The sequence below is a fragment of the Natrarchaeobius versutus genome (assembly GCF_041205745.1).
Lineage (GTDB): Archaea > Halobacteriota > Halobacteria > Halobacteriales > Natrialbaceae > Natrarchaeobius > Natrarchaeobius versutus.
On the sequence record NZ_JBGFCC010000001.1, the window covers coordinates 319,393 to 331,940 of the forward strand.

The 12,548-nt window shown below is 61.4% G+C and carries 13 protein-coding genes and 1 tRNA gene; 5 read left to right on the forward strand and 9 right to left on the reverse strand.

What is annotated here, in order from left to right; genetic code table 11:
• Positions 1-60: 60 nt before the first annotated feature.
• The 3 genes from AB7C87_RS01540 to tatA form a co-directional block, all read right to left on the reverse strand.
• Entirely contained in the window at positions 61-1,539 is a 1,479-nt protein-coding gene (locus AB7C87_RS01540) for an ABC transporter substrate-binding protein (RefSeq protein ID WP_369727639.1), read from the reverse strand.
• A gap of 382 nt (positions 1,540-1,921) precedes the next feature.
• Positions 1,922-1,994: transfer RNA gene (locus tag AB7C87_RS01545), tRNA-Arg, on the reverse strand.
• Positions 1,995-2,009: 15 nt separating this feature from the next.
• Entirely contained in the window at positions 2,010-2,318 is a 309-nt protein-coding gene (gene tatA / locus AB7C87_RS01550; protein ID WP_369727640.1) for a twin-arginine translocase TatA/TatE family subunit, read from the reverse strand.
• 246 nt (positions 2,319-2,564) lie between these two features.
• On the opposite strand from tatA, the gene AB7C87_RS01555 reads away from it, so the two are divergent.
• Positions 2,565-3,041, forward strand: coding sequence for a redoxin domain-containing protein (locus AB7C87_RS01555; protein WP_369727641.1), 477 nt, complete (start codon positions 2,565-2,567; stop codon positions 3,039-3,041).
• A gap of 124 nt (positions 3,042-3,165) precedes the next feature.
• Positions 3,166-3,981 carry an HD domain-containing protein gene (locus tag AB7C87_RS01560; protein WP_369727642.1) on the forward strand — a complete coding sequence of 272 codons (816 nt, stop codon included), beginning with the start codon at positions 3,166-3,168 and terminating at the stop codon, positions 3,979-3,981.
• On the opposite strand, the gene AB7C87_RS01565 is transcribed toward AB7C87_RS01560, so the two are convergent.
• Complete coding sequence (locus tag AB7C87_RS01565) at positions 3,978-4,205, reverse strand: MarR family transcriptional regulator (RefSeq protein ID WP_369727643.1); 228 nt, start codon at positions 4,203-4,205, stop codon at positions 3,978-3,980. The genes AB7C87_RS01560 and AB7C87_RS01565 overlap by 4 nt on opposite strands.
• Positions 4,206-4,412: 207 nt before the next feature.
• Here AB7C87_RS01565 and AB7C87_RS01570 point away from each other — a divergent pair, with 207 nt between their 5' ends.
• Positions 4,413-4,607: a XapX domain-containing protein gene (locus AB7C87_RS01570; protein WP_369727644.1), complete on the forward strand. Its 195-nt coding sequence runs from the start codon at positions 4,413-4,415 to the stop codon at positions 4,605-4,607.
• Between the two features lie 299 nt (positions 4,608-4,906).
• On the opposite strand, the gene AB7C87_RS01575 is transcribed toward AB7C87_RS01570, so the two are convergent.
• The 5 genes from AB7C87_RS01575 to AB7C87_RS01595 all read right to left on the reverse strand — a co-directional run bounded on the left by AB7C87_RS01575 (position 4,907) and on the right by AB7C87_RS01595 (position 9,683).
• Entirely contained in the window at positions 4,907-6,742 is a 1,836-nt protein-coding gene (locus tag AB7C87_RS01575; RefSeq protein WP_369727645.1) for an FAD-binding protein, read from the reverse strand.
• A gap of 1 nt (position 6,743) precedes the next feature.
• The gene (locus AB7C87_RS01580) at positions 6,744-7,619 is read right to left on the reverse strand and encodes a succinate dehydrogenase/fumarate reductase iron-sulfur subunit (protein ID WP_369727646.1); all 876 of its coding nucleotides are present in this window, start codon (positions 7,617-7,619) and stop codon (positions 6,744-6,746) included.
• A gap of 1 nt (position 7,620) precedes the next feature.
• Complete coding sequence (locus AB7C87_RS01585; protein ID WP_369727647.1) at positions 7,621-7,989, reverse strand: succinate dehydrogenase/fumarate reductase transmembrane subunit; 369 nt, start codon at positions 7,987-7,989, stop codon at positions 7,621-7,623.
• A complete protein-coding gene (sdhC, locus tag AB7C87_RS01590; protein ID WP_369727648.1) occupies positions 7,989-8,420 on the reverse strand; it encodes a succinate dehydrogenase, cytochrome b556 subunit in 432 nt (143 codons plus the stop codon). The genes AB7C87_RS01585 and sdhC overlap by 1 nt, the downstream gene beginning before the upstream one ends.
• A 177-nt stretch (positions 8,421-8,597) precedes the next feature.
• A complete protein-coding gene (locus AB7C87_RS01595) occupies positions 8,598-9,683 on the reverse strand; it encodes a succinylglutamate desuccinylase/aspartoacylase family protein (RefSeq protein ID WP_369727649.1) in 1,086 nt (361 codons plus the stop codon).
• Positions 9,684-9,951: 268 nt separating this feature from the next.
• Here AB7C87_RS01595 and AB7C87_RS01600 point away from each other — a divergent pair, with 268 nt between their 5' ends.
• Positions 9,952-10,701 (forward strand): GNAT family N-acetyltransferase, encoded by a 750-nt coding sequence (locus tag AB7C87_RS01600; protein ID WP_369727650.1) that lies wholly within the window; start codon positions 9,952-9,954, stop codon positions 10,699-10,701.
• Between the two features lie 358 nt (positions 10,702-11,059).
• Positions 11,060-12,529 (forward strand): flippase, encoded by a 1,470-nt coding sequence (locus AB7C87_RS01605; protein WP_369727651.1) that lies wholly within the window; start codon positions 11,060-11,062, stop codon positions 12,527-12,529.
• Positions 12,530-12,548: the final 19 nt, after the last annotated feature.

Consider the following 12,548-nt stretch of genomic DNA (forward strand, 5'->3'; position numbering starts at 1 on the left):
GAACTCCCGAGGACGGAGAGTACGATCACGACGGCCGAGGACGGATACCGGCAGAGAGCGTCAGTATCGAACGTCGCGCAGATCCACGTCGTACTCGATCGGATGAGGCCGAAAGCCCTCGAGTTCCTCGCGCGTTCCCGAGATGCGCGCGTAGTACGTGAGGAATGCAACCGGAACCTCTTCGAGGACGATCTCCTGGATCTGGTCGTACAGCGTTGCTCGCTCGTCCGCGTCGAGCGTTCGTCGTCCTTCTTCGATGAGTTCGTCGATGCGGGGGTTCTGGTAGCCGCTGTCGATCAGCGTCTCCGTCGAGTGGAAGTATCGGAGCATCCGATCGAGGTCACCGCCCATGATCGTCGCCCAAGACTCCATCGAGAAATCGAACTCTCCTTGCTGTTTCGCGTCGCTCAACGCGGCGTACTCCGTGATCGTAATATCCATCTCCACACCGACATCGGCCAGTTGAGACTGGAGTACCTCCGCGATGGCGGGAATTTCGTGTGAATCGTACCCCCGAAGCGTTACCTTGAACGTCTCGCCGTCCCGGCGTCGAACGCCGTCTTCGCCTGCTTGCCAACCTGCGGACTCGAGTAGCTCTGTGGCTCGATCCGGGTCGTATTCGTATCCCTCGAGATCATCGTTTGCCCACCGGGACAGCGACGGTGGCACCGGACCAACCGCGGGCTCGGTCAGCCCCTCGAGCGGGCCGGCGACGATCCCGTCCCTGTCGATCGCGTAGTTGATCGCCTTCCGAACGTCGAGATCGTCGAACGGCTCGTCGGCGTTGTTGAACACGAGAAACCGCATTCGTGGCACGTCATAGACGTGGAGGTCGACGTCCGAGTCCTGACGGAGTGTTGGGACGGACGATTCGGGGATCGATCGCGCGAGCTGGAGTTCGTCGTTCTGGAGTTTGAGCGCCCGCGTCTGGTCGTCGTGGACGAACTCGTACGTCACCCGTTCGACCGACGGTGCCCCATCGTAGTACTCCTCGAACGCGGAGACGGTGAGCGATTCGTCGGGCTCCCATGACTCGAACCGAAATGGGCCGGCCGAAACCGGTTCGACGAACGAGCCGTCCTCGACAGACGCCGGACTCACGATCCGTGCCTCCGCAAGCGTCAGATAACCCAGTAGCGGAGCGAACGGCTCCTCGGTGCGGATCGTGACGCGGGCACCGTCAGTGCCGACCGACTCGATAGGAACTGGATCGAACGCCGACACCTCCTCGAACGCACGCTCGAGCGACCATTCGACCGCGGCCGGTTCCACAGGTGTGCCGTCGTGAAAAACGCTATCCTCGCGCAGTTCGAACCACCACGTCCTGTCGTCGGCCGCGACTCCCCACGACTCCGCTAAAGCCGGAGTGAACTCTCCATCGTGATCGAGAGCGATCAACGACTCGTACAGCTGAACGCGACTTCCGAGCCCGGATACGATCGGGTCGAGGGAGTCGAGCACGCGCCACCCGAGCCCGACTCGTACCTCCTGTTCTGACCCGGTGTTGTCCCCTGCGAGACAGCCGGCAACCGCGGTCACGGCGGTTCCGCCAACCGAACTCAACATCAGTCTTCGTGATAGATCAGTAGCCACCCATATTAAGAATTTTTCTATGGTTAATAGTACTTGGCAATGTTGGCGCTTGCCCTATTATTTGGTTTCGAGCGGCACTTTTAAAATTGCCATCTGTCGGCCGAAGACGCCGCTCACACCGCTCTCGAGTGTCGCCTCGGCTTCGGCGACGCTCGGGGACGGAACCGGTCGTGTCGAATTCAATCGCACAGCATTGGTCACGACAGATGCTGAAATCGGGAAGTAGACGGACGTGACGAGATTCGAATCACGGTCGTTTCGCGTCGTCCCTCCCTGATTCGAATACCACCAATGCCGTTTTCACTGCTCGCTGTCGCTCGCAGGAAAACGGACGTGACGGGATTCGAACCCGTGATCAGAAGGTTAGGAACCTTCTGCCCTCTCCGCTAGGCCACACGCCCTTCCGAGAAAATACGTTAGCTCGATTCGGTTTCAGTTTCGGTTTCGGTTTCGGTTTCGGTCTCCGTCTCCTCGGTCGTCACCGGCTCCGTATCGACGAAATCGGTGTCGTCGTCCTCCTCGAAGTCTCCATCACGCATCTCCTCCAGTTCCGTTTCGACCTTTTCACGCCCCTTCTGGAATTCGCCCATCGCCTCACCCGTCGATCGAGCCAGCTTGGGGATTTTGTTTGCCCCGAACAGCAAGATGGCGATGAAAAGGATGATCAATAGTTCCGGACCCCCGGGTGCACCAGGGATGAACAGCGGTGCGGTTTCGGCTACCATCTCTATGCGTGGCTTACCGGCTGGCAATTATAACCTTTTTGCCTCGCACAGCTATCGAGGAACGTCCGAAAAAGCTGTTCGAACCCGAACGCGGCGAAATTCGCCACTCGAGTCGTCCGATAGGGGGTGTGATCTCCCGTGTGAGGCTCTCCAGTGTTTTCGCCCGGTCGTGGCCAGTTCCGTTCTGAGAACGAAACAATCCCGGGAACGAAACAATCTTTCCGGCTTGCACGTAAGGAGGAGACGATGCCTGAAACTGGCGACAACGCACCCGATTTCACCGCACCGCTCGCAAACGGCGACGTCGATTCGTTCACGCTCTCGGAGCGCTTAGAGGAGGCACCGATCGTCCTCGCGTTCTTCCCCGCCGCGTTCACCGGCGTCTGTACCGACGAGATGTGTACGTTCCAGGCCCGCATCTCGGAGTTCGAAGACGTCGACGCGTCGGTTTACGGCGTCAGCCGGGACTCGCCGTTTACCCTCAACGAGTTCCGCGACCAAAACGACCTCGAGTTCGGACTGTTGAGCGACTTCAACGCCGAGATCATCGCCGACTACGACATCGAGATGGACTTCGCGGACCTCGGCGTCTACGGCGTCGCCAAGCGCTCGGTGTTCGTCGTCGACGACAGTGGTGAGGTCGTCTACTCGTGGGTAAGCGACGATCCCGGCGTCGAGCCGGAGTACGCCGAAGTCGAAGCGGCCGTCGAGGACGCGGCCTGAAACCGACCGGGAGACGTCACCGGCGCACCCGTTCATCGGAGAACGGTGGCGGAACCGTCTCGTTCGATCTGCATTGTGAGTCCCGCGCCGCATCGTTTTTTACCTCGGCAACCGACGGCTACGTATGAACGATTCCGCCTCTGGAACCGATTCCAGACGCGTCTACGACCCCGACGCAGAACACGAGTTTCCCGACGAGAAACTGAACGCCGTTCTCGAGTACATCGATAGCGACGAGGAGATCACGACCTACCTCGAAGCTCAGAACGTCAACGCGGTCGATCGGATGCAGTACAACGACCACGGGACGAAACACATTCAGATCGTTCGAAACCGTGCACTCTGTCTGTACGACCTGCTCAAAGCGGGCAACGTCGACTTCAACGGCGCGCGCCAGCAAGGCCTCGACGAGGAGGACGAATCGGTCATCATCGCGCTCGCGGCGACGCTTCACGACATCGGCCACGTCGTCCACCGCGACGAGCACGTCTACTACTCGATCCCGCTGGCCGCCGACATCCTCGATCGTGTCCTGGATACGTTCTACGACCTCCCCGACGTCGTTCGGATGAAAGGCGAGGTGTTACACGCGATACTCTGTCATCACACCGCCGAGACGCCCCTGACGACGGAGGCCGGCGTCATCCGGGTCGCCGACGCACTCGACATGGAAAGTGGCCGTTCCCGAATCCCCTACGAACACGGCGGACGCGGGATCAACACCCTCTCGAGCCAGGCGATCAAACGCGTCTCGCTGTACGAAGGCGAGACCAGCCCGGTGATGGTCGAGATTGCAATGACGAACGCCGCGGGCGTCTACCAGGTTGACAACCTGCTGAAGGCGAAACTCCGCGGCTCCGGACTCGAAGACGAGATCCGCATCGTCGCCGTCAACACGAACGAAAATCACGAACAGCTCGTCGAACGGATCGAACTCTAATCGGCGAGTTCGTAGCGGCCATCCACCCGTTCGACCAGACCGCGTTCACGTAGCGTAGCGATGATCGAGAGTGTGTTTCCCTTGTTGAGGGCGAGATCCGTCCGAAGGTCGTCCGCCGTCGCACCGTCGTTCGTCGCGAGATAGTAGTAGACCAACTTCGCTCGCGGAGTAGTAACGTCACTCGGCACCGACACGTCGGCTCCTTGCTCCACTGTCGAGGTCATATTCGATCTCTGAAGTTCGACGATAATAAATCTGTGTTTCAACGATCGTCGATAATGGTGCCACCGTCACCGTGTTTCGACGACCTCGACGACGGCAATCGATCCAAAATCGCACCGATTCGAACCGACGCGTCCGATTTCGTCGTGTCCGACGATTGTACCGATCGTCGTATCGTTTTTGTACGTTCCCTGAGGACAGGGGACACGATGTCGACTCAGATTACCGTCCTTGCACTCCTGACCGGATTGTTGACCGGTGCCCTGTTTCGCTTTCTAAACGTTCCGATTCCCGCGCCGCCGGAACTCCCCGGCGTGGTGGGCATCATCGGGATCTACGTAGGGTACAAGCTCATCGACCACTTCGAAGTCGGCGTCGACGTCCTCGAGATGCTCGGTGCCTGACCGCCGAGAGTCGACCGCCCCCGTCTGCGGTCGTGTCGATCGAGAGGACGACCCGTTTCCGGTATCGCCTGTACAGACGATACGGAGTCGTTGAAACGATTTCCTCACCGCTTGCAGTTCGGCGGCCACACCGAACGTGCTAGCCGCCAATTCGCGAGCGGGAGTGCATTGACCGAAAACGGCTACGACAACTGAACTGATGTACACGCTGATCGCGTAGCGGTCTTCCCAGTGACTGGTCGGGAAATCTCCGGACACCGGTCCGAGAACAGCCGCGAAAACGAATTCCTGGAGAGTCGTCAGTAGCTCCGCACTTTCGGCTCGTAGGTTTTCTCCTCGCCCTCGAGGATGACCGGCCGGTAGTAGATGTTCGGCTCGCCGTCGTCCCAGGAGATGAGCGTGTGTTTGAGCCAGTTCTCGTCGTCGCGGATCTGGTTCTCCTGGCGCCAGTGTGCGCCGCGGAACTCGTTTCGCACGAGCGCGCCGAGGGCGATCGTCTCGGCGACGTCGATCAGGTTCCGGGTCTCGTAGGTCATCTGGAGGTCCGTGTTGAACGTCCGCGAGGGGTCGTCGACGTAGACGTCCTGGTACTGCTCGCGGCAGTCGCGGATGATTCGGAGCGCCTTCTTGATACCCTCTTCGGTGCGGAAGACGTTGACGTAGTCGGTCATCGCGTTCTGGAGTCTCGAGCGGATCTCGGCGTGCTGGATGCCGCTGTCTTTCTCCATCAGTCGCTCGACGCGCTCGCGTTCGCGCTCGACGGCGCGCTCGAGGGAGTCAACGCTGGCCGTGACGCCACCGTCTGCGGCGACGTCGCCGCTCGTCTCGAGGCCGGCCGCGCCAGGCTGGACGGGCAAGTCGGCGTCCGTCTCGTCCTCGACGTCGTCGCCGTAGCCGGTTTCGATCTCGGGTTCGCCGAGGTCCTCGCCGGCAGCGTGGCGACCGGCACGTTTCCCGAAGACGATCAGTTCCGGAAGTGCGTTGCCGCCCAGACGATTCCCGCCGTGGACGGAGACGCAGGCACACTCGCCCGCCGCGTAGAGGCCGCTGATACAGGTCTGGCCGTGTTCGTCGACGTCGATGCCGCCCATCGCGTAGTGCTGGCCGGGTTTGACCGGCATCGGCTCGACGAGGCCGTCGACGCCCTCGAAGTCCTCCGCGAGGTGGAGGATGTTCTCGAGGCGGTCGATAATCCGTTCCTCGCCCAAGTGGCGCATGTCGAGGTGGACGTACTCGTCGTCGACACCGCGCCCTTCGTTTACTTCGGTGAGTTCGGCGCGGGCGACGACGTCCCGTGAGGCGAGTTCGCCGTCGTTGTTCGCGTAGCCGTACTCGAACATGAACCGCTCGCCATCGTTGTTGTAGAGGATGCCGCCCTCGCCGCGGACGCCCTCGCTGATGAGAACGCCGGTCGAGGGAAGCGACGTCGGGTGGAACTGGATGAACTCCATGTCCTCGAGCGGCGCGCCGGCGCGATAGGCCATCGCGTGACCGTCGCCGGTACAGGAGACGGCGTTCGTGGTGTGGTCGAACGCCTGTCCGGGGCCGCCGGTGGCGAGGACGACGCCGTTGTTCGCCTTGAACCCTTCAATATTGCCGGACTGGACGTCGTAGGCGACGATCCCGTGACACTCTCGGTCGTTCGGATCGGGTTCGTCACTGGTCGCTAAGTTCATGACGTACCACTCGTCGTAGACCTGGATGCCGCGTTTGACGACCTGCTCGTACATCACGTGAAGCAGGTGATGGCCGGTCTCGGCGCCGGCGTACGTCGTCCGCGGGAACGAGAGGCCGCCGAACGGTCGCTGGGAGACCCGGCCGTCGTCCTCCCGGGAGAACGGCATTCCCCAGTGTTCTAAGGTGATCGTCTCTTCGGGAGCGTCCTGCGCCAGGGTCTCGACCGCCGGGGCATCGCCCAGGTAGTCCGACCCCTTCATCGTGTCGTAGGCGTGGAGTTCCCAGTCGTCGCCCTCCCGAAGCGCGGCGTTGATCCCGCCCTCGGCCGCGCCGGTGTGACTACGAACTGGGTGGAGTTTCGAGACGATGGCCGTGTCGGCCCCCGCCTCGTGCGCTGCGATTGCGGCCCGGAGGCCGGCGCCGCCGGCGCCGACCACGATGACGTCGTGTTCGTACATATTACCAGAACTTCAGGTTCTTCTTGACTGCTTCGCGCTTGAGCTCCTGAATGTGCTCGGTGAGCGGAATGTCCTTCGGACACACTTCGGTACAGGAGAACTGCGTCTGACACCGCCAGACGCCGTGTTCCTGCTCTAAGATCCGAAGCCGGTGTTCTTTGATCTCCTCGTCTTCGCGTTCGTCCATCGCGAACCGGTAGGCCTTGTTGATCGCCGCTGGTCCGAGATACTGGTTGTCCCCCGCGGCGATGTTACAACTAGACATACACGCCGCACACCAGATACACCGCGTCGACATCTTGACTTTCTCGCGGTTCTCCCGGCTCTGGCGCTGTTCCTCGAGTTCGCCTTCGGGAAGGTCCTCCTGTTTGAAGTACGGCTCGACGGCGTGCATCTGGTCGTAGAAGTGATCCATGTCGACGACCAGGTCCTTGACGACCTCCTGATGGGGAAGCGGTTCGATCCGAACCGGTTGCTCGAGTTCGGAAATCTGGGTCTTGCACCCGAGTTGCTGTCTGCCGTTGACGAAGAAGGCGTCGGAGCCACAGACGGCCTGGCGACAGGAGTGTCGGAACGTAAGCGAGGAGTCGAACTCGTCGCGGGCGTACATCACGGCGTCGAGGACGGTCATCCCCTTCGAGAAGGGAACGTGGAAGTCGTCGAATCGCGGTTCCTGCTTGCTCTCGACTTCGGGATCGTAGCGAAAGACCTTGATGTGGACCGTCTCGCCTTCGGCCTCGGCTTCCTCGTCCGACCGCTCCTCGACCATTCCCGCCTCTTTCTCCTTGAGTCGCCGCTGTTGGGGCGACTCGGCTCCCTTCATCTCGGGGTCTTCCGGTGCTTCCTGCGTTTCGGGTTCCTGCTGTTGAGTACTCATGTTAGTAGATCATCCCCGCCATGACGAGTGCAACGTAGATTCCCTGTGCGATGAGCGCCACACTTGCAATCGTCAGGACCGCGAGCACTACCTTCTTTGGGGTGCCGCTGAGTCCCTGGTTGACCAACGCGTTGTAGACGCCGTTGACGCCGTGGAACGTCCCCGCGATGAGAAACGACACCATCACGAGGAAGTAGCCGAGATTCTGCATCCGAATCTGGGTCCCCTGCCAGGTGACGTCGGCGGCGTGGTTGACGAAGTGGAGTTGGAAGAAGTGAAACGCCAACACGACGACGAGAAACGCCGCGGTGATTCGTTGCAAGAGCCACGCGGTTCCGCCGGGTGCAAACGAGGAGTAGCGTTCGGCCATTAGAAGCCCACCCCTCTCATGAAGGTCGGCACGCTCGCGACCGTGATGATGCCGGTCAGGATCAGCGAGGCGTAGAAGCTCTTGTCCTGTGCCTCGAGTCCGACGCCGAGATCGACCATCAGTAGTCGAAGCCCGTTCAGGATGTGAAAGACGGCGACCGCCAACAGCCCGACCTCGAGCACCCGAACGATGAAGAGACTCTCGAGTCCCTGGATCGTTCCGGTGTAGACGTCGACCTGCTCACCAGCTAGCATCATCGTTTCCCCCTGTGCGGCACCGATCGCGCTGCTCAACACGGCGATGTGGGTGAACAGATAGCCGATCAACATCCACCCGGTGAACTTGTGGAAGATCCATGCCCACATGCCGGCCGAGAACTCCTTCCAGCGGCCGTAATCCTCGATAAGGCCGCGATTGTAAGACTGACTCATACGCTCGTGTTGACGGTTAGACCGTGGAGGTATAGAAGTTACTTTTGTCTTTCCCGGCGGAGTGTCGCACAGATCTTCATTCGGGGAAGAATAAATCGCTTTTCCTGACAGACCCCCAATTTGTCGGGGCATCGACGTCGGTCCCAGCCGTGACCGGACGTGAAACGGGACGACACCTCACTGCCGAAGCTCGGCCTGGGAACGCTCTGTCATCCGCTCGCGCTCGAGTGCTGTTAGCGTATCCGAGGCGAGACCGACGAGGTGACACAGCGGGTTGCCGGGATAGACCACGGGATTCTCGAGGACGCCGACGATGAGTCCGGTGAAGGGTGCCTCGACGGTGACGATGTCGTCTTCTTCCTTGAACGGGTTGGTGATCGTACAGATAACCTCCCCTTCCTCCACGAGCGCGCCGCGTCCCCGTTTCATATCGACGATCCCGCCCGCGTCCGCGCGGAGCCAGGTCTTTTCGTCCTCGTCGCGGATGATCGTCCGCCAGCCGGGCCAGTGGACCGACGAATCTCGATGACAGCCGAACTCCGCGAGCACGCTCGCGACACCGGTCAACGCGCGGTCGATCAGCGGTCGCTGGAAGCGATGTGCCTCGCCCATCTCGACGGTGATCGTCGGAACGTCCGCTTCGGTCGCCTCCCGCCGGAGGGTTCCAGACGGGCCCTCGCCGCCGATGATGACGTTCGAACTGAACGCCTTGGCGAGGCGTCCGACCGTCGGATTTTCTACGTCCGCGCGGACGTGGAGCATGTTAGTCCGTCCACGCGTCGAGGTGTGGAAGTCGATACCGAGATCACACGGCTCGATGAAGTTCGTGAAGATTCTGTTTGCCATCCGTCGAGCGCTCGTCGAGCCCTCGCGGCCGGGAAACGAACGGTTCAGATCACGATCGTAGATCGGGAGATACCGCTCCTGGGCGAGAAAGCCAGGGACGTTCATCACGGGTAAACAGACGAGTGCTCCGTGTAGTTCGGAGTGATCCCAGTCGTGGGCGACCTCGCGGACGACTTCGATCCCGTTGAGTTCGTCGCCGTGGGCCGCCGCCGACAGAAAGATCGTCGGACCCGGCTCCGAGCCGTTGATGACTGTCACGGGAATCTTCACGGGATCGCCGAGATACGTTTCGCTGATGCTGTAGCGAATGTTTGCCGACTCGCCCGGGTCCACCCGCCCGCCGTTGTACGTAAACGCTTCTCCGCCGGCGTCCGCACGCTCGTCGGGCGGTTCGTCGCTCGAGTCGTCGTCGTTCATACACCACTCTCGGAGGGCACCGACGAGAGTCTTGTCGTTACGGACCGCCTCGGTCGACGACCGCTCGCGTGGATTGTCGAGACGGTCCGCTATACCGGCCAGTCCAAACGAGACGACCACGATTGGCCGGGCGGACTGACAGCGGGCCGTAAGCGTCGCAGTTCGCCTCTGTCGACCGCGGTTCGACTGTGCCGAAGCGAGGTGAGTCGGTGGACGGACGCCCGATCCGTGGGCATACGTTTTGTACTTTGGTATGTTATGGGTACGCATGGACATCCGTGAGGCAACCGAGTCGGACACAGACGCCATCCGTTCGATCGCCCGTCAGTCGCTTCGATCGACCTACACCGACTTTCTCGACGAGGAGACCGTCGACGACGCGATCGAGCAGTGGTACGGCGAGTCCTTCGGCGACGAACTGGCGGACGATCACTCACTCGCCCTGGTCGTCGAGCGCGACGGGGAGATCGTCGCCTTCTCTCAGAACGATTTGATCGGCCAGCAACACCGCACGGGTCGGATCCTCTGGTTGCACGTCGACCCCGACCACCGAGGGAGCGGCACGGGCGTCCGTCTGCTCGTACGCACCCGCGAGAAACTGCTTCAGGAGGGTGCCGAACGGATCCACTGTTTCGTCCTCGAGGACAACGAGGGCGGCAACGAGTTCTACCGCGAGCACGGCTTCGAACGGGCGGGACAACGCGAGGTCGACATCGGCGACGAGACGTTCGTCGAGAACGTTTACGCCGAAAGTGAGATCGGGGACGAAGGCTGGGGCGCGATCGACGAACTCGAAATCGACGGCCAGCGGCTGTACGTTAGCTACGGAGAGGCGGTCCGTGGATCGAAGTCTCCGTTTTACACCGCCTACGAGACCGCCGACCGGGACGAACGCTACGCGTGGCTCTGTGGCCACTGTGATTCGCTCGACAATGCGATGGACTCGATGGGACGAATCGAGTGCAACGCCTGTGGAAACCGCCGCAAAGCGACCCGGTGGGACGCCTCGTACCTCTAAGTCATCTCTCCGAGAGGATCACGTTTTCCACCGGTCGTGGACAACGGCCGTGACGCGAAGGTCTCGGGGTACGCCGTTTCTCACATCACACCACGGTGTACGTGGCCGTTTCCTCCAGATACCACGCGCGATTCGAGGGGATCTCCGCATACGACTGTATCGACCGTGTCCCCACCAGGCACCTGTAACCGGCCACTATCGTTCGCCGTCGAGCCGTATTCCGCTGTTGTGTCCACATTACAATTGTCCGATTGCGCTTTCTCCCCTACTGGTCGGGACGGCTCGAGGCGACCCTGGGCCGCTCGTAGACGTCGTCCCAGGTCTCCAGAGTGGGCCACACGACGAGTACACGATTATCATGAGTACACGAGAACACATCGTCCGCGGCTTCAAAGCGACGCTCGTCGCCCGAGCGGTCTACATGGTTTCGAGCGCGCTGTTGATGTTCGTTCTCGCGCGGTACCTGCTCGATCCCGACGGCTACGGCGCGCTCTACTGGGCGATCGGTATCCTGGCCGTCGTTCAGCTGTTTGCCGACGTGGGCCTCGGGAAATCCGCCGCGCGATACATCTCGGAGTATCGAGAGACGGATCCAGGACAGATCCCCCACCTCCTCCGATCGACGATCGCGTTCAAACTCGTCGTGCTCACGGTCGTCGCCTACGTCCTGTTGTTGTTCCACGAGCGGATTGCGGTTTTCCTGGGTGATCCGAGCGCCGCACCGTTTCTCGCGGTCGGAGTCATCTACATCACCGTTAACTCCTTCAACGTGTTCAGCCAGATCGTCTTCCAGGGGTACAACCGCCTCGAGTACAGCGCCGCGGTACAGGCTATCGGCGGCGCGACCCGCCTCGTCTTTGCGGTTCTGTTCGTTCTCGCAGGGCTCGGCGCACTCGGTGCACTACTCGGTTACATCGTCGGATACGCGATCGCCGCCGTCTTCGGAATCGCGGTCCTCTACTACCGGTTCTACCGCCCCACTGATCCCGCCCCAACGTACGAGGAAGGGCTCTCGAGACGCCTCGCCGAGTACAGCGTACCACTTACCGCGACCAGAAGCGCCAACGTCGTCGACAAGCAGATCGACACCGTCCTCGTCGGCGTCTTTCTTACGCCCGCGGCCGTCGCCTTCTACACCCTGGGTAAACAGATCACCGACTTCGTGCTCGCACCTGCCGAGTCGCTCGGATTCACGATCTCGCCGAACTTCGGCGAGCAGAAGGCGGCGGGAAAACTCGAGGAGGCCCGCAGGATCTACGAAACCTCGCTCACCCACACGATGCTGGTGTACGTGCCGGCGGCGGTGGGGCTTGCCATCGTCGCTGGCCCGTTCATCACGCTCGTCTTCGGTGGCGATTACGCGGGGGCGGTCCCGGTGCTCCAGGTTCTCGCGGCGTTCGTCGTGTTGCAAGCGATCACGAACCTGACGAGTGACAGCCTCGATTACCTCGGTCGGGCGCGTGCTCGAGCGGTCGCGAAAGGCGTGACCGCGGCGGCTAACTTCGGATTGAACCTCCTGTTGATCCCGACGATCGGGGTCGTCGGCGCCGCGATCGCCACGGTGGCGACACACTCCGTGTACGTCACAGTGAACCTCTACATCGTTCACACGGAACTCTCGCTTCGCCTCGTCCGTCTCGCGCGCTCGATGGCGATCATCTGCTCGATCACCGGTGCGATGGCCGTCGCCGTCTTGCTCGTGACGCCGATGGTCTCGAACGTCCTCATGCTGTTCGGCGTGATTGGTCTCGGCGGACTCGTCTGGGCCGTACTCGTTCTGGCCAGCGGATTCGTCGACCTGCGGGACGTCAGATCGGTCGTCGGGTAACCGAACCGTGGCCGACGTC

Coding starts and splice junctions, on each gene's coding strand:
- tatA (WP_369727640.1), bottom strand. CDS start 2,318: ATGGTAGCCGAAACCGCACCGCTGTTCATCCCTGGTGCACCCGGGGGT.
- AB7C87_RS01555 (WP_369727641.1), top strand. CDS start 2,565: ATGCCTGAAACTGGCGACAACGCACCCGATTTCACCGCACCGCTCGCA.
- AB7C87_RS01560 (WP_369727642.1), top strand. CDS start 3,166: ATGAACGATTCCGCCTCTGGAACCGATTCCAGACGCGTCTACGACCCC.
- AB7C87_RS01565 (WP_369727643.1), bottom strand. CDS start 4,205: ATGACCTCGACAGTGGAGCAAGGAGCCGACGTGTCGGTGCCGAGTGAC.
- AB7C87_RS01570 (WP_369727644.1), top strand. CDS start 4,413: ATGTCGACTCAGATTACCGTCCTTGCACTCCTGACCGGATTGTTGACC.
- AB7C87_RS01575 (WP_369727645.1), bottom strand. CDS start 6,742: ATGTACGAACACGACGTCATCGTGGTCGGCGCCGGCGGCGCCGGCCTC.
- AB7C87_RS01580 (WP_369727646.1), bottom strand. CDS start 7,619: ATGAGTACTCAACAGCAGGAACCCGAAACGCAGGAAGCACCGGAAGAC.
- AB7C87_RS01585 (WP_369727647.1), bottom strand. CDS start 7,989: ATGGCCGAACGCTACTCCTCGTTTGCACCCGGCGGAACCGCGTGGCTC.
- sdhC (WP_369727648.1), bottom strand. CDS start 8,420: ATGAGTCAGTCTTACAATCGCGGCCTTATCGAGGATTACGGCCGCTGG.
- AB7C87_RS01595 (WP_369727649.1), bottom strand. CDS start 9,683: ATGAACGACGACGACTCGAGCGACGAACCGCCCGACGAGCGTGCGGAC.
- AB7C87_RS01600 (WP_369727650.1), top strand. CDS start 9,952: ATGGACATCCGTGAGGCAACCGAGTCGGACACAGACGCCATCCGTTCG.
- AB7C87_RS01605 (WP_369727651.1), top strand. CDS start 11,060: ATGAGTACACGAGAACACATCGTCCGCGGCTTCAAAGCGACGCTCGTC.